The sequence below is a fragment of the Chryseobacterium sp. MMO-72 genome, from assembly GCF_037146035.1.
GTDB classification, from domain to species: domain Bacteria; phylum Bacteroidota; class Bacteroidia; order Flavobacteriales; family Weeksellaceae; genus Chryseobacterium; species Chryseobacterium indicum.
This window is the reverse complement of the sequence record NZ_JBBCWG010000011.1, coordinates 59,153-75,165: the sequence shown is the minus strand read 5'-3', so window position 1 is coordinate 75,165 and position 16,013 is coordinate 59,153. Positions and strand designations below refer to the sequence as shown.

The window sequence follows — 16,013 nt, the reverse complement described above, 5'->3', positions numbered from 1 at the left end:
CTTTAAGGTTTAGTTATAGATTTGTTACAGTATTAAAGAATTTTTTTACAATTTTAGTCCAGCTGCAATACCTAATCCAAAGAATCTTTTTCCTTGATATGCCCAAGCATCTGCATTACTTCCTGTCATAAAATCATATCCATAACTAAAAATAATTCCTATATCATTTCTTGCAATCGTTAAACCTGCTGAAGGAGAAAGAACAAGATTACTTGGATTATAAGTAGTAACAACTTTTTTCTTCAGCGGTTCTTTTCCCAAGCTTGCTGATGAGAATCCGAATGAAGCTCCGGGAGTTACCGACCAGCTGGTACTTGACCTGTGTGAAAAAGTTGTCCAACCCCATGAATATCCAACAGAAAAACCCAAATTAATATTCCCAGTTACGACATTAGCAGAGTACTGATTATTATTATAGTCGACAACTGAAGGTCTAACTTTTACACCTATAGCGTTAATTCCGACAATAACGGTCTGGTAATGCAGAGTAATGCTTCTTGTAGGATCGCCCACTTTATCTCTACTCAATTTCACAAGTTTAAGTTTATTAGGAGTAGCTGCATTAATAATTCTTTCCTGACCGTAACAGGGATCTACTGCGCCTTTAGCATCAGAGCCTCCTTTATCATGCTCTATTTGCCAAGGGTCAATAAATAATTCTCCATCCTTATTGGTTACTAAACATTTAAAAGATTTATTTAAGGCAGGACAAAAACTGTAATTAGTCGTAGTACCGTCAGTAATCACATACCCTTGATCATTTAAATCTTTCAATTTTTCTTTAGAAATGTGATAACGAAATTTGAGTCTGTAGCTGCTAGTTTGTGAATGTAAAAAAGTGATCATGCTGAAAAGCATAAACAATCCCAGAATAATTGTTTTCATGTTTTATTAGTTTTTTGGTTATGAGGTAAATATACAAATATAAGTTCTCAAAATAGAGAAATTTTCATATCCAAATTACGAACTAACTTAATGTTATTAAAATTAAAATATTTCTACTTTTAAACTAATAAATTACAAATACAAAACAATTTTAAAACGAAATAAACATGAACAGACAAAGATTAATCCGAAAATTAAGAATTATTAATCATAAGTTGAATAAAAAATACATTCCAGTAGAGGATAAGCCGTTTGTGAAAATTGCCGAATTAACAGCTATATTGCCTGCACTTGGATTATTTTATTTGTGGCATTATTTTGATTTATTAGGAATTAGCTACTATCGATATTTCAATCTGTCGGACGCAATTGCTGTACTATATGAAAACCTAATGTTAATGATTTTAATTGGAGTGTTATTCTCACCAGGAATCGTCTGTTTGTTGCTGACTGACTTAAAGTCAAGAAGCAAAGGTTTATCAATAATTACATTAATTGTAATTATCGTATTATTAATTTGTGGTTTCGGTGTACTAATCAATATGTACAAATTTGCTACGCCAGTAAATATTGTTTTTATAACAATTATCACTATTTCCAGCTATGTTTACTTTTTTGAAAGTCGAAATCTTGGATTTTGGATGCATTTAGCATTCGCATTTATCTATATGTACGCAACCGCTGCACAGGAAGCAAAGTATATATTAAAAGAAAAACCAAAATTTACAATATACTTAAAGCAACACTCGGAGCAACCAATTCTTACGGAGGAAAGTAGTACAAGGTTCTATCTTTATAAGACTTCTAATTACTATTTTATAAAAGATGAAAAAGAAAATAAAATATTTGGATATTCAATATCAACTCAGGAAGAAACAGTTGTTGTACCACTAACCAGATAGTATTAATGTAATTGTCAGTCCTTCGGATTTTTTTGATCCACTTAAGACTTTGCTCCATGAAGTATTCTTAATATATTTGTGGTAAACAAAAAATAAAAAAAGTATAAGAATAAATAAATCTTAAATACATATAAAAACATTGCGTTAAGCAGTTATTTTCTAAACTCAAATACTGGTACTATAAGAATTCTAAGAAAATGTAACTGCAAGATTCGCCCTTCTGGGGCGTGTTTTGCTGCATTTCTTAGAGGGATTATACCAGTATCCTGAGTTTAGAGTGTCAGTTAATTCACGCTCTTTTTTTATGCCCAAAAACTACAACCAAAAACTAAAAATATAATGAAAATCCCTGAAGTAATATTGGACGGAATCACCGTAATACTACGGTATCAATTTAAAATGACATCCAGTAATATTGCAATAAAAAAACAAAACACAAATTATGCGAAACAGTACAATTTCTATTATACTGCTGTATTTTAGTACAGGATTATCCGCTCAGATTCCAAATCTGCCGACAGGACCAAGTGCATCGACTTCCCCAATTCAAAATTATTCTGAAATATCTTTCAGAAACAATTCTACGTCAAAAAATACGGTATCCATTCCCTCAGTTAATAATTCTTCAAGAAAGTCAGAAATTGAAAGAAGAAACTGGGAAATGCAGCAAAACGATTTTAAAATCGTAGAGAAAGAAAATCGAGAGAAAGAGCAAAAACAGTTTGAACAAAAAGTAAATAATCTAGAAATTTCCGGTTATAATCTGCCATCACTATCAGCTAATTCAGGAACTAACTTCTATTATGATGCCTTGTCTCAACTTAATAATTTAGATCAAAGCAATTATTCATTAGCTGAAGCGAATTTCATTGTTGAAAATGCTTATTCTGAAAGGAAGCTACACTATTCTAATTTCAAAGCCAACATTTCAAAAATAGCTTCTCAGGTTTTGCAAAAAATGAAATCCGGAAAGGTGACCCCAGTCGATAATACTCTGAAAAACATTGCTTTGTTTAAGCATTTCTCAAAGAATTACAAATATGATTTTGATGATTTTATGGGAAAGAAAGAATGGAACAAAATGTTTGTTTCCAAATTACTAAAAACAGGAAAAGGACAATGTCACTCAATGCCTCTACTTTATTTGATGGTAGCAGAATCAATCGGGGCAGATGCTTCATTGGCTATGGCTCCCAATCATACGTATATCCGTTTCAAAGACGATGATAATCAATGGCAGAATATAGAATTGACTAATGGAATCCTTAGTACAAATGCTATGATTTTAGAATCCGGTTACATTGGCTCCGAAGCCTTACTGAATGATGTCTATATGAATAGTTTAAGTAAAAAACAGCTTATGTCATTGTTATATGCAGACTTAGCCAATGGCTATATTCATAAGTACGGAATGGATGAATTTGTCGGAAAAGCATTGGATAAATCTCTTGAACTTTATCCCAATAATATGTATGCTAATTTACTTAAATCAATGTATCAGCAGGCGCGATTTGAATATGTAGCAGCAGAATTAGGAATTCAAAATGTAGAAAATCCTGCAGAACTTGAAAATATAAAATATTTCCCGAAAGGTCTGGAACTTTTAAAAGAAACAAAGATGCAGTTCAACAATATCGACCAGCTCGGATTCAAATTTATGCCAGATGGAGCTTATTCAGAATGGTTGAGCAATATGAACCGTGAAGCCAACAAACAAAGGAGCGAAGAGCTTGCCGAGAAAATTCGTCTTACCAATTTAGAAAAACAGAGAAAAAAGAAGGAAGAAGAACAAAAGAAATTGGAGGAAGAGCGTAGAAAAGCAAAAGAGAAAAAAAGAGAGGAGGAAAAAAATAAACCTAAACCTCTTCTAACATAAAAACATCAAGATGAAAAATCAATATTTTAGAAAATCAATGCAATTTGCTTTGCTTGTAATAGTCTCAATGGTTATTACTGTCAAAGCTCAGCGTAATCAATTTTACGAGGAGGCCTATGCACACATTGACAATATGCTAAGTGGCAAGGAAAAGTATAGTTTTAAGAAAGCTGTCTTAAGTGTTGAGCAGTCTTATTACCAGGGAAAGATTGACACGATAGCGATTAATAATGAACTCAAATTCCTGAAATCATTTGCAGAGCAAATAGTTAAAAGCAGAGAACTGACCTATCAGGGAAATGATAAAGATAAAGTCAGCAAATATGCGGCTCTTTACTCGATCATCTGCCAACCGATACCAGTGATTGTGAAAGACTCTACCATTCAATACAAACCTTTCTCTTACGATTTTACCGACGTCTTTGGTCACGATGATTTACCCAATCTCTTTGTTTCCAAATTACTTGCAACAAAAAAAGGAAATTGCAACTCGATGCCCTATTTGTACAAAATCCTTGCTGAAGAATTGGGAGTTGATGCCAATCTGGCTTTAGCCCCTAATCACGTCTACATCAAGCATAATGTAAAGTCTTTAGGATGGTTTAATACCGAATTGACGAGTGGAATTTTCCCTGAAGATGGTTGGTTAATGGCATCTGGATATATCCATCTGGACGCCATCAGAAACGGTATGTTTATGAAAGCTTTGGATAACAAAGAAAGTTTAGCATTATGCCTATTTGATCTAGCACAAGCTTACAACAGAAGCTTTCCTTCCAACGATGGCGAATTTCTCCTAAAAGTCCTCAATAAAGCTCTCGAAGTTTATCCAAATTTCGCAAAAGCACGCATTCTAAAAGCTGAAACGTATAAAGCCAGATTTCAAAAATTAATGGATAGACAAGATCTAAAGAGTGGGTCTTCAAATAATATCAAACTGGCTTTAGAAAATCCGAAAGCAAAAGAAATATATGATCTGATGGTTCAGGAATACAGTACGCTTTACAAGCTTGGTTACAGACAAATGCCTGAAGGAATGTATTTGGATTGGCTTGTATCTCTGAAAACAGAAAGAAATAAATATGAAAATAAAAAATTAAAAAACAACTTCAAATAACCACGAAAATGAAAAAACTATTTTATGTATTCTTTTTGATAATCGCAGTTTTTCTCAATGCTCAAGTAGAAAAGAATGTTTCAAACAATCCTGAAAAGATTTACGTAAATCCCGTAAAACTTACCAAAGAAGAAAGATTGCGTCCTTATATGGACGAAGTTCTAAAAACGAGGGATACTTTAACACCAGCCGAAGCAGAGCGGAGAAGACAAAACATTGAAGCAGGAAATCCTTTTAAGAAATATGGCTTCTATCCTAAAATTGCTACATTAAGCAAAGGTAAATATTTAGAAGCTCACGACTTAGACAGTATTGTAAGCATTGGATCAGTCCGTTACAATGCAAGAACCAATGAAATTGTTGAATTATTAGATATCAACATAGAAAATGCTGACTCACAACCATATCTTGATACTGCAGGTCGCTGGTTTTCTCCTGATCCACTAAGCGAAGAATACAGACGTTGGTCACCATATAACTACGCAATGAACAATCCATTGCGATTTATTGATCCGGATGGAAGGTCTACCGAAGATGCAGTTGAAGAATCAGAACAATGTTGTCTTTTTGGTATAAGTGGATTAGTGAGATTTATGCCAATCTTTGAAGGTGGCTCAAATGTGAGGCCTAATCCTGTTGTTGAAACAATGACAAAAACTAGTGAAGCAACTACAAAATCTCAGGAACATTTTAACAGAGGTAGGCAGATGGAACCAGAGCAAATAAACAGAATGAATGAAGAAGGACAAAATGTTACAAAGAATACTAAAAATTTTGAAGCAACAGATTCGAAAACAGGTAAAACAGGAGGAACGAGACCTGATGGATTCACCAAAGAAGGAAATCCTGTGGAAATAAAAAATGTAAAAAATCAATCTCTTACAAGACAATTAAGATTTCAGGACAATTTAGTTGATGGAAAAAGGCTAATTTTGAGGATAAACAAGGATGCAAATTTATCAAATCCTTTAAAAGATTCAGGGATTGAAATTCAACCTTATAACCTAACAGGACCAGCTCCTGCAAAAACAGATAACATTAGAGTAAATAACAACCCAGCTCCAAAAATTAAACCTGTCCCAGTAAAAAAAGATCCTTGTGCAGGAATACCAGGTTGTATTTAATTAAAATATTATGGAAGACAAATATATTACAGGCATAAAACAAGTTGTCAAAACTGCTCAAGCATTTTTAAATGAATTTAAAGAGTTTGCTCCATTTGGTTTAATATTTAAAAATAATGAATGGATTGATCTTGGCGCATATGACGAAAACCTTACATCGGATCAAATGAAAAATTTTTTAATTAGTACTATTATAGAAGATTTTAATGAGGGTAACACTGAGTTTGGAGCAGTTTGCGTAGATGCTAAAATTAAAGAAATCGGCGATGTTATTATTATTTACAATACATCAAATGGTAAGGATTGGTTTGAATTAGTTTATAAGTATTATCTCGAAGGAAAGTCGGTTAAAATTATCGAAGAAAATATCGAGTATTAATCCCAATGACATTATTGAAAATGTCTTATAATATTTTTGACTAAAAGATTGGAAATAAGCAGAACAGAAATAGAAGAGAAATTTTTACAACATTCAGTTCAACACGGAGTACTTTATGTAAACGGAGATTATAAAAAAGCAAATAAACTTCACAAAGAATTACATAACCTTTATAACCATGCAAAGGAGCAACGTGAAGAAGAGCTTTTTAGTGAAATGTTGGATAATCCTGACGAATATGTAAAATTGTGGGCGGCCATTTTTACTTTAAAATCAAAACCTGATATAGCTGAGAACATCCTAAAAAAATTATCTACAAATTCGAAAGTAAAAATGACAGCCTCTGCGACTCTTCATTTGTGGAAAGAAGGAAAATTAGAACTATTATTATGAGATTATGAAGAAAATAGTAGACATTGAAACTGCATTAAAAATGTTTGAGGAGGCTTCAATTATTCAAGTAGAATCTACAGAAAATGGTAATTTTAAAGTAGGAAATAAAAATTACGAGAAGGTAATGAATGCAGCTTCATTTCTTAAAAACCAAAATTCAATAGAAAGTTTATTTCAGTTTTTAAACCATCAGCATAAAGGTCCGCGATTATGGTCTGCCTGTTATATCTTACATCTTGATGAAAAGAAAGCGGTCAAAGTTTTAAAAGAAATAATAAAGCAATCGGGAATAATTGGTTCAACAGCTGAAATTACTTTAGACGAGTGGAAAAAAGGAAATCTAACATTTATATAAAATAATTATAGAATCTCAAAAAGAATGGATACTCAAGATTATTTACAAGACCAATTGAAAATTTGTGAAAAGAATTCTCAAATTTCTGATGTAGTAGAGTTAAATACCGTAATTGCATTGGGTCGAAATTTTAATCCCAACATTCAAATAAATGGACTTAGACATCCCCGAACAAAAGGTTTAACTGGTTGGTATATTTGGTCAGGTGAGTTTTCTTATGCAGATGATTTTTTTCAGCCTTCTCACGCCTATCATTTGTTGGAAGATGCTTCTTTTATAATTCAATATCTCGGGCTTCCGGCTGGTAATCGTTTTTTAATAGATAGTAACGGCTACGAGGATATTTGGTATGATGAAAGTTTGTTGGATGTATAATCTTATAACTTTTAATTAATTTCAATCATCAACAATAAAATAACTATGAAAACAAAACTTCTTTTCTTGCTACTAATACAAATTATATTTGTTAGCTGTCAAAAAAAGGTTACTGATTTTAAGCTCGTAAGCTATGATATAAAATCAAACAACGAACTGTCCATTAGTGCTTATACCACTTTGGACAAAGATGGAGTTCTAAATGTTTATCTTGATAGAGAAAGAGATAAAGTATATTATCAATATAAATTAAGCCAGAGTGAACTTGATGAAATCAATAGCTTATCAGATAAAAATTTGGATAAATATGTAATAAAAAAAGCGCTGGATGCAAATCAAGGTTATGCAGGCAGTAGAAATTACTTAAGTTTTAAGGTAAATGGAAAGGAAGACAAAATATGTTTTATTTTACCTTTTATGGATTCTGATTTTAAGAAGGTAATAGATTCGCTGGAAGACAAAATTTATTTGCAGGACGAATCTCAAAGAACTGAAGCATCTCCTATAGATTTCAAAAAAGTAGAAAAAGAAATCATTACACAGAACCAAATTGATAATTATCTTCCAAGCAAGTCATTACCACCTCCTCCGATGCGATAAATTTCATATATTTACAAAAAGCATAAATATGAAAGCAATAAAAATCTACAGTATTGTAGCAACATTGGTAATAGTTGGACTTTCAGTCTGGGTTTACTCAACTAAAAAAGAATTAAAAGAAACAGAAGAAGTTCTTGATCAATGCTCTGATTGGTATTATCAGGAAATTAATAAGTAAAAGAAATCCTAACAAATTAGTTAGGATTTTTTTATTCGTCAATCTTATATTTATTAATATCGAAATCAAAGTCAAAAAGTTCTTTTGGGGTAATACCAAAAGCTGATGACATTTTCAACATCGTTTCTATAGTTGGATTGCCCTTTCCATTTTCAAATTTATTGTAATTGCTTGAATCGAAATTTGAATTCTGCGCAACCTCATCCATTGAGTTATATTTTGTAGCTCGAATCTTTTTCAAATTTTCTGAAAACTCAAGCATAAATAATCTTAAGACTTCTTTGCTATCCATAAATAATGTATTTATGGGCAATTTTGGATTTTTGATTTGAAAATTCGTGGTAATATATTACCATACAATAAATAAAATTACTATATTTGTAAAATAAGTTACAGAATATGTAATTTTGCGATACTTCAAAGAATAATAGAAGCTATTGCTTAGAATCTCAATTCGAAAACTGGTAATTTTAGTATACGAGACGATAAGCAGGAAGCTCACGACCTAGGCGTGGGCTCTCTTATCTGTATACAAGGTATACCAGTACCCCGAATTGGATAATGTAGAGTTCCACGCCGTCTTTTTCCAATGCTGTTCGCTTTTCTACTTCTAAGCACCTTCCAAAAATAGTATCAGATTATATGATACAATGAGGTGTACAACTCATTGCGGCTTTTAAAGCTTTCTCGGGACACAATTTCATTCATATTAAATGGCTTTTAGGTGCCTTGCGGTTAACTAACGACTATCCCCTATCCAAAAGGCACTAAGAAAGTTTTGTTTTCAAATACCTGAATCCAGAAGTAATAATAACTAAAAAATGAAATAAAAAATAATCCTTATAAATAAGAAAGCCCTTCCCTATTCAGTTTGCAGACTTCAGGAAAGAGCTAGGTTTATCAAGGAGTTTAATCAAAAAACCCATACAAAACTATGAAAAAATCCTATTCTAAAATAGGAAGCATTGGTATTGTCTTTTTGTTAACTGCATTATGCAGTAATGCAAAAGCACAAACCAAGACAGTGACCGGAACAGTTACTGTCGGCGAGAATCAGACACCACTTTCTGGAGTCAATGTATCTCAGGAAGGCAGTGATCAAGTTACACAGACCAATTCGAAAGGATTTTACATCTTACAAATAAACGGTGAAAATCCCATCATAATTTTCCGACATCCTGAGTATGCAGAAAAAAGAATTACCGTAAATGGTAAAGCTGTTATTAATCTTTCATTAGATCAGAAAGTACAGGGCATTGAAGAAGTTGTTGTCAATGCCGGATATTATAAAGTAAAAGAGAAAGAAAGTACCGGTAGTATTGCAAAAGTTTCAGCGAAGGATATAGAAAATCAGCCTGTGACTAATGTTCTATCTAGTGTTCAGGGACGACTTGCGGGTGTTACTATCACTCAAAATTCAGGAGTTCCCGGAGGTGGTTATGATATTCAAATAAGAGGTAGAAACAGTTTAAGAAACAAGGACAACAGCACAATTGATGGAAATCAGCCACTTTATGTGATCGATGGTGTTCCGATGGGTGGAGAAATGACATCACTCTATTCGACTGTTATTCTACCCGGAAGAAGTCTTAATCCTCTCAACAGCATCAATCCAAACGACATTGAAAAAATTGAAATTTTAAAAGATGCTGATGCAACAGCAATATATGGCTCCCGTGGTGCTAATGGTGTTGTTTTGGTAACTACTAAAAGAGGAAAGTCAAAACGACTGAATTTAAATTTTAATACATCCTATGGATTAAGTACAGTGATTTCTAATCTCAATTTGATTAATACATCAGAATATTTATCTATGAGAAAAAAAGCATTTGAAAATGATGGAATCAGTACTTATCCTGCAACGGCTTATGATATCAATGGAACTTGGAATCAAGATAGATATACAAACTGGCCGGATAAATTAGTTGGGAACACAGCAGCTTTGTCAAACACACAATTATCATTAAATGGCGGTGGAGAAACAACCAATTTTTTATTGAGCCTTTCAAATAATGAGCAGACCACTGTTTTTGGGGAAGACTTTAAATACAAAAGCAAAAACATTTCCAGCCATATCTCGCATCGATCTGCAGACAATAAATTTCAGATGAATATTGCCAATAGTTTTTCAATTCAGAAAAACAATGTCATTAGAACAGATATTACGAGGCAGGCGTACAATTTAGTTCCAAATGCACCTGAGCTTTACAATTCTGAAGGTGGATTAAACTGGCAGAATAATACATTTGCCAATCCTGTGGCAGCCTACAATAGCACCTATACAAATGAAAACAAGCAATTTCTTAATAGTATTACAACACAGTATGAGGTTTATAAAAACTTATTGCTAAAGCTTAATGGTGGATTTAACTACCAGACATTTGAAGAACTTTCGTTACAGCCCAATACAATTTATAATCCGGCTTATGCTGCGGGTCAGTCAAGCGCAACTTCGACAGCATCTAAGAATAATCAGGACAGATTTTCTTTCATCATTGAACCACAAATTAACTGGAATTACCAATCTGAACATCATAAAATCGATGCTTTGGCGGGAGGAACATTTCAAAGAGAGACAAACGAACAAGGGTCAATTGTAGGTGTAGGCTTTGAAAGTAATGCTTTTATAACAAATATCGGTGCTGCAAGAACAAAAACAGTTTCAGACCAAATCACAAATGAATACAGATACGCCGCATTTTTTGGGAGGCTTAATTATCAATATTTAAATAAATATATAATTAATCTGACTGGCAGACGTGATGGAAGCAGTCGCTTTGGTCCAAATAAAAAGTTTGCCAATTTTGCAGCAGTTGGAGGAGCTTGGTTATTTAAAAAAGAAAAATTTGCCGAAAATCTAGAATGGTTAAGTTTTGGAAAGCTTCGCGGAAGTTATGGTACTGCAGGTAGTGACAACATTGGAGACTATCAATATTTAGATACTTATACTGTCTCATCATCATATATCTATAATTCAGTTACAGGATTGATTCCGTCAAGACTCTATAATGGTAACTATAGTTGGGAAAAAACTAAAAAGCTAGAAGTTGCTTTAGAACTTGGGCTCTTCAAAGACCATATTAATATTACGACAGCTTGGTATAGAAATCTTTCTTCAAATCAATTGGTGGGCTACCAGCTGCCTTCAATCACTGGCTTTACAAGTGTATTGGCAAATCTTGATGCTACGGTCGAAAACAAAGGATGGGAATTTGAGTTGGCAGCTCAGCCACTAAAAACAGGGTCTCTTAAATGGGATACTAATTTCAACATTAGTTTTCCAACAAACAAATTAGTTTCATTTCCGGGACTGGAAGGTTCAACGTATGCCAATCAATTTATCATTGGGCAATCTACTTCAATTATCAAATTGTATCAACTTGAAGGTATCGATCCTAAAACAGGAAAATACAGTTTTACTGATTTCAATGGAGATGGAAAGATATCTTCACCTGAAGATAACAAAGTTGCTCAGGACATAAGTGTAAAGTTCTTCGGTGGGTGGTCGAACAGTTTCAGATATAAAAATTGGGACGTTTCATTTTTGTTTCAGTTCGTTAAGCAAAAAAACAGAAATTACAACAGTATTATAACTGTTCCTGGCAGTATGAATAATCAGCCAGTCGAAGTTTTAGATGTCTGGTCAACGGACAACCCTACTGGTACATATATGCCATATACTTCCGGAGTAAACACGCTTCACACATTTTTTCAAAACAGTACAGCATCAGTGTCGGACGCATCATTTATCAGATTAAAAAATGTACAATTGGGATATCAGATTCCATTAAAAAACAGCGTCTTCAGAAATGTCAAAATATACATTCAAGGACAAAATCTTCTCACGGTAACCAAATATTTTGGTGTTGATCCTGAGTTTTTAGCACTGGGCTATCTGCCACCTCTGAAAACATACTCTTTTGGGTTACAGTTCAATCTTTAAAAAATTTGAAATGAAAACAATTACAAACATTACTATATTATTATTCTCACTATTACTACTCAATCTGATTTCTTGTGAAGAGATGCTGGAAGTTGATGTACCGGAAAATCAAATTGATAAAAACAATGTTTTTCAGGACACTCAAACAGCAAATTCCGCATTATCGGCATTATATTCGAGTTTACGAGATAATTCTCTACTGGCAGGTGATAAGATGGGATTATTTTTGAGCAATTATACAGATGATCTCACTTGTTATGCAACTACCGCAACAAATGGAATCTATGAAATTTCACAAAATCAACTCATTTCCAGCAATGCTGCAGTTTATTCACTGTGGTCAAATACATATCAACAAATCTATTTCTCCAATTCTATCTTAGAAGGTCTTGAAAAATCATCAGGAATTTCAAACACAGACAAAAGAAGAATGAAAGGTGAAGCATTACTGATACGCTGTATTTTATATTTCTATTTACAGCAAATATATGGAGATATTCCTTATTTAACTACAACTGATTACACTGCTAACAACACCTCATCAAAATTGAGTTCTGATGATGTTCTTGTTCGACTTGAAAACGATTTGAACGAATGTTATATATTATTAGCAGACGAATACAGTAACTCCGAAAGAATTTTTGTCAATCGTAAAGTTGCAGAACTGATGATGGCAAAGGTATATTTTGCAGAGCAGAGACCAGCCGATGCGGAAGCTAAATTAAAATCAATAGCTCAAAGTTCTCTTTATACTTTCGAAACTGACATTGCTAAAGTCTTTCAAAAGTCAGGAAAACATATTTTGTGGCAATTAAAACCTAAAAATTCAGGAGATGCAACAAAAGAGGCAAGTTTATATTATTTCACAGGTGCAGCACCTTCGAGCTACGCACTATCGACATCTCTTATGTCCTCCTTTGCATCATCGGATTTCAGAAAATCGAACTGGATGGCAGTAATTACTGTGGGCGCAAACACTTGGTATAGAGCCGATAAATATAAAAATCGCTCAAATAATACCACAGAGTACTCCATTGTTTTCAGGCTTGAAGAAGTTTACCTACTATTATCCGAAAGCTTGGCAAAACAAAACAAACTCAATGAAGCACTGCTATATTTAAATGCTACAAGACAACGTGCTGGACTTTCGGCGGTAACTTCAGGCATTTCACAGTCTGATTTAATTACTGAAATCGCAAGTGAGAACCGTAGAGAATTCTTTACAGAGATGGGGCATCGTTTCTTTGATCTCAAAAGGAATAACAATTTAAATTCTCTTATTTCCTCAAAACCTAATTGGCAGACTAATCATCAACTGTGGCCAATTCCTCAAAAAGATCTTGAACTAAATTCAAATTTAAATCCCCAAAATCCAGGTTACTAATGAGATCATTTAAAAATATAATAATTTTACTGTTACTTGTAGGGATTTCTTTTTGTCAAGGTCAAACGTTGAGAGGCACATTAGAAAAAAAAATGGCTCAGCAATATCGAATAAAAATTCTTGCGATGTCTCCAAAGGGAAACTGGGTTATAGCAGGAAAACATTATGATATTAACAAAGATACTATTGAAATTTTTTCAACAAAGAATAAAATTCAAAAACCTCATCTGTTAACGAAAACCTTAGATATTCCAATTTTTTTACAAGAAGAAGCTGTGGTAGCATTGGCAAAAGATAAAGCTGTCTTAGTTAGTCTGAATGATAGAAGACAGAAGGTTTTTGACAATATTAAAAGAGTTTTTGCGTCTTCAGACACAGGAACTTTTGCATTACTAAACACTGCCGATAAATTGTCTGTCTATAATAACAAAGGGGCATCATACTACGAAATAGATAGTGTAGTCAATATTACGAAAGATAATGTAAGTAAAATTTTTGTCGTAAGAAAGGGTGAAAATAAATACGAAATCTACGACACTTCTTCCCAAAATAAAAAAAAGATCTACGAGAGCCCTGTGCTTATCAAGAGAATTGAAATAAGTGATTCAAAGAAAACACTTTATATAATTGAACAAAACAGTACTGATAAAACGGAAAGTTTAGTTTTATTAGATATCAAATCTGGCAATATCTCAAAACCAATTTTACAAGATATAGATACTGGAGATTACATTGTAGTTAGTGAAATGAATGAAGAAGGAAAGTATTTTGTAAATGGCCAAACGAAGATACCAAAAAACAAAAATGTCGAAATATGGTATGGAAATGATGGTGATTTAAGCAAGCATGACACTGGTTTTGATCCAATTGACAAATATTGGATAATTACAAACAATAATCATGTAAGCGCAATTGATAATAAAGATTCGAAAAAGATTTTTTTATCTGGCAGTGATAAATATCTTTTCGCTTTTAAAAGAGGAAAACTTCAAAATTATACAGTAGATAATCAAAATATTGATTTACAGATTTTAGATACTCAGAATAATACAGCCAAACCCTTTGATATTGTAAAAAGTGCATATTTCACTCTATCCAAAGATGGAGAATTTAGTATTTACAGAGACTTGCAGGATAAATGGGTGTTATGTAATCTTTCTACGATGAAAAAAGGATATATTCAAGATCACAGTCTGCAAAATCCTGTTTTTAGTAAAGACGCGTCATTAATTTACTTTGATTCTCAAAAAGGTATTTTCGTTTATAATATTCAGAAGGATAGACTGATCAAAATTAGCGAAAATCTAAGTAAAAAAGTTAAAATTTTGAATAAAGAGAGTCTACCATTAATTGGGAGCTATTTCAAGATTTACAGATCGTACCTAAAGAATGATAATTCAGTTTTAATAAAAGTCAGAGATGACGAAGAAAACAAAACGTCATATTATACCATTGTAAATAAAGATTTAAAATCAATAATAAAATCCTCAGAAAATTATATTAGAGATTTCTACTACAACAGAAACGCAAATTTTTTTGCTTATACATTAGAAAATTACAACAAACCGATGTCTTTATATTACGTTGATGATCATAAAAAAGAACCAATAATTCTTTTAACCAATGAAAATCGAGATGCTGCAGTAAAGAATCTTAAAATTGAAATAATAAATTATATTAATTCGGATTATCAGAAGTTGAAGGGTATTTTATATTACCCAACTAACTTTGAGCCTAAAAAAAAATATCCTATGATTGTAAGAATTTATCAAATTCAGAATGATTCGGCAAATCAATATGATATTATAGGCTATAATAATCCTGCTTCTTTTGATTTGAGAACTTTACTTGACCAAGGCTATTTCGTTTATTTACCCGATATTGTATTTGGTCCAAAAGGAACAGGTCTTTCAGCATTAGACTGCGTCAATAAAGCATTGGATACAATTCAGAACAGACCGTATATTGATCAGTCGAAAATCGGATTAACAGGGCATTCCCATGGGGGATATGAGACAAACTTTATTGCTACACATTCAAACCGTTTTGCAGCGTATTTATCTGGTGCTGGTAATAGTGATATTGTACGTTCCTATTTTTCTTACAATTATAATTTCCACAGCCCATTTTACTGGCAATATGAAAATGGACAATATGAATTGAAATTTCCTTTCAGTGAAAACAAAAAATTGTACTTTGACAACAACCCCATTTATAATGTTGAGAAAGTGAATGCGCCCATTCTTTTATGGGCTGGTAAAAAAGACGAAAACATAAAATGGGATCAGGTCATGGAATTTTATATTGGGTTAAAAAGGAATAATAAAGATGTTATAGCTCTGTTTTATCCAAATCAGGGGCATAATCCAAGTTTTAATTCAGAGGATAGAAAAGATCTTTATTATCGAACATTAGAATGGTGGGATTATTTTTTAAAAGATAAAACAAACATAGATTGGATTAACAAACAAATGAAAAAGGATGCTTTATAGCATCCCTTTT

15 protein-coding genes are annotated in these 16,013 nt (G+C 32.7%); 13 read left to right on the top strand and 2 right to left on the bottom strand.

Translation table 11 applies throughout. The annotated features are described in order from the left end of the window. Window positions 1-45: 45 nt before the first annotated feature. On the bottom strand, window positions 46-885 hold the full coding sequence (locus tag WFH39_RS14915) for a hypothetical protein (protein WP_002977347.1): 840 nt from the start codon (window positions 883-885) through the stop codon (window positions 46-48). Window positions 886-1,052: 167 nt separating this feature from the next. On the opposite strand from WFH39_RS14915, the gene WFH39_RS14910 reads away from it, so the two are divergent. The 10 genes from WFH39_RS14910 (at window position 1,053) to WFH39_RS14865 (ending at window position 8,184) form a co-directional block, all read left to right on the top strand. Next, window positions 1,053-1,787 carry a hypothetical protein gene (locus tag WFH39_RS14910; RefSeq protein WP_002977346.1) on the top strand — a complete coding sequence of 245 codons (735 nt, stop codon included), beginning with the start codon at window positions 1,053-1,055 and terminating at the stop codon, window positions 1,785-1,787. 442 nt (window positions 1,788-2,229) lie between these two features. Further along, a complete protein-coding gene (locus WFH39_RS14905; protein ID WP_027383737.1) occupies window positions 2,230-3,663 on the top strand; it encodes a transglutaminase family protein in 1,434 nt (477 codons plus the stop codon). A 10-nt stretch (window positions 3,664-3,673) separates the two neighbouring features. Further along, window positions 3,674-4,780, top strand: a complete 1,107-nt coding sequence (locus WFH39_RS14900; RefSeq protein ID WP_002977343.1) for a hypothetical protein — start codon at window positions 3,674-3,676, stop codon at window positions 4,778-4,780. 8 nt (window positions 4,781-4,788) lie between these two features. Continuing rightward, complete coding sequence (locus WFH39_RS14895) at window positions 4,789-5,904, top strand: RHS repeat-associated core domain-containing protein (RefSeq protein ID WP_002977342.1); 1,116 nt, start codon at window positions 4,789-4,791, stop codon at window positions 5,902-5,904. 10 nt (window positions 5,905-5,914) lie between these two features. Beyond that, complete coding sequence (locus tag WFH39_RS14890; protein WP_002977341.1) at window positions 5,915-6,283, top strand: hypothetical protein; 369 nt, start codon at window positions 5,915-5,917, stop codon at window positions 6,281-6,283. A 48-nt stretch (window positions 6,284-6,331) separates the two neighbouring features. Beyond that, window positions 6,332-6,676: a hypothetical protein gene (locus tag WFH39_RS14885; protein ID WP_027383739.1), complete on the top strand. Its 345-nt coding sequence runs from the start codon at window positions 6,332-6,334 to the stop codon at window positions 6,674-6,676. 4 nt (window positions 6,677-6,680) lie between these two features. Continuing rightward, the gene (locus WFH39_RS14880) at window positions 6,681-7,031 is read left to right on the top strand and encodes a hypothetical protein (protein ID WP_002977339.1); all 351 of its coding nucleotides are present in this window, start codon (window positions 6,681-6,683) and stop codon (window positions 7,029-7,031) included. A 24-nt stretch (window positions 7,032-7,055) separates the two neighbouring features. Then, window positions 7,056-7,406, top strand: coding sequence for an immunity protein Imm33 domain-containing protein (locus tag WFH39_RS14875; RefSeq protein WP_002977338.1), 351 nt, complete (start codon window positions 7,056-7,058; stop codon window positions 7,404-7,406). Window positions 7,407-7,451: 45 nt separating this feature from the next. Beyond that, window positions 7,452-8,006 carry a hypothetical protein gene (locus WFH39_RS14870; protein WP_002977337.1) on the top strand — a complete coding sequence of 185 codons (555 nt, stop codon included), beginning with the start codon at window positions 7,452-7,454 and terminating at the stop codon, window positions 8,004-8,006. Between the two features lie 28 nt (window positions 8,007-8,034). Further along, the gene (locus WFH39_RS14865; RefSeq protein ID WP_336690452.1) at window positions 8,035-8,184 is read left to right on the top strand and encodes a hypothetical protein; all 150 of its coding nucleotides are present in this window, start codon (window positions 8,035-8,037) and stop codon (window positions 8,182-8,184) included. A gap of 31 nt (window positions 8,185-8,215) precedes the next feature. Here the strand turns inward: WFH39_RS14865 and WFH39_RS14860 are convergent, their stop codons facing one another. Further along, entirely contained in the window at window positions 8,216-8,476 is a 261-nt protein-coding gene (locus WFH39_RS14860) for a helix-turn-helix domain-containing protein (RefSeq protein ID WP_002977335.1), read from the bottom strand. Between the two features lie 642 nt (window positions 8,477-9,118). Here WFH39_RS14860 and WFH39_RS14855 point away from each other — a divergent pair. The 3 genes from WFH39_RS14855 to WFH39_RS14845 are packed head-to-tail and all read left to right on the top strand — an operon-like array spanning window position 9,119 to window position 16,003. Continuing rightward, window positions 9,119-12,127 (top strand): SusC/RagA family TonB-linked outer membrane protein, encoded by a 3,009-nt coding sequence (locus WFH39_RS14855; RefSeq protein WP_002977334.1) that lies wholly within the window; start codon window positions 9,119-9,121, stop codon window positions 12,125-12,127. Window positions 12,128-12,137: 10 nt separating this feature from the next. Continuing rightward, the gene (locus WFH39_RS14850) at window positions 12,138-13,511 is read left to right on the top strand and encodes a RagB/SusD family nutrient uptake outer membrane protein (protein ID WP_027383741.1); all 1,374 of its coding nucleotides are present in this window, start codon (window positions 12,138-12,140) and stop codon (window positions 13,509-13,511) included. Next, window positions 13,511-16,003, top strand: a complete 2,493-nt coding sequence (locus WFH39_RS14845) for an alpha/beta hydrolase family protein (protein ID WP_002977332.1) — start codon at window positions 13,511-13,513, stop codon at window positions 16,001-16,003. Before WFH39_RS14850 ends, WFH39_RS14845 begins: the two co-directional genes overlap by 1 nt. The last annotated feature ends 10 nt before the right edge of the window (window positions 16,004-16,013 follow it).

Coding starts and splice junctions, on each gene's coding strand:
- WFH39_RS14915 (WP_002977347.1), bottom strand. CDS start 885: ATGAAAACAATTATTCTGGGATTGTTTATGCTTTTCAGCATGATCACT.
- WFH39_RS14910 (WP_002977346.1), top strand. CDS start 1,053: ATGAACAGACAAAGATTAATCCGAAAATTAAGAATTATTAATCATAAG.
- WFH39_RS14905 (WP_027383737.1), top strand. CDS start 2,230: ATGCGAAACAGTACAATTTCTATTATACTGCTGTATTTTAGTACAGGA.
- WFH39_RS14900 (WP_002977343.1), top strand. CDS start 3,674: ATGAAAAATCAATATTTTAGAAAATCAATGCAATTTGCTTTGCTTGTA.
- WFH39_RS14895 (WP_002977342.1), top strand. CDS start 4,789: ATGAAAAAACTATTTTATGTATTCTTTTTGATAATCGCAGTTTTTCTC.
- WFH39_RS14890 (WP_002977341.1), top strand. CDS start 5,915: ATGGAAGACAAATATATTACAGGCATAAAACAAGTTGTCAAAACTGCT.
- WFH39_RS14880 (WP_002977339.1), top strand. CDS start 6,681: ATGAAGAAAATAGTAGACATTGAAACTGCATTAAAAATGTTTGAGGAG.
- WFH39_RS14875 (WP_002977338.1), top strand. CDS start 7,056: ATGGATACTCAAGATTATTTACAAGACCAATTGAAAATTTGTGAAAAG.
- WFH39_RS14870 (WP_002977337.1), top strand. CDS start 7,452: ATGAAAACAAAACTTCTTTTCTTGCTACTAATACAAATTATATTTGTT.
- WFH39_RS14865 (WP_336690452.1), top strand. CDS start 8,035: ATGAAAGCAATAAAAATCTACAGTATTGTAGCAACATTGGTAATAGTT.
- WFH39_RS14860 (WP_002977335.1), bottom strand. CDS start 8,476: ATGGATAGCAAAGAAGTCTTAAGATTATTTATGCTTGAGTTTTCAGAA.
- WFH39_RS14855 (WP_002977334.1), top strand. CDS start 9,119: ATGAAAAAATCCTATTCTAAAATAGGAAGCATTGGTATTGTCTTTTTG.
- WFH39_RS14850 (WP_027383741.1), top strand. CDS start 12,138: ATGAAAACAATTACAAACATTACTATATTATTATTCTCACTATTACTA.
- WFH39_RS14845 (WP_002977332.1), top strand. CDS start 13,511: ATGAGATCATTTAAAAATATAATAATTTTACTGTTACTTGTAGGGATT.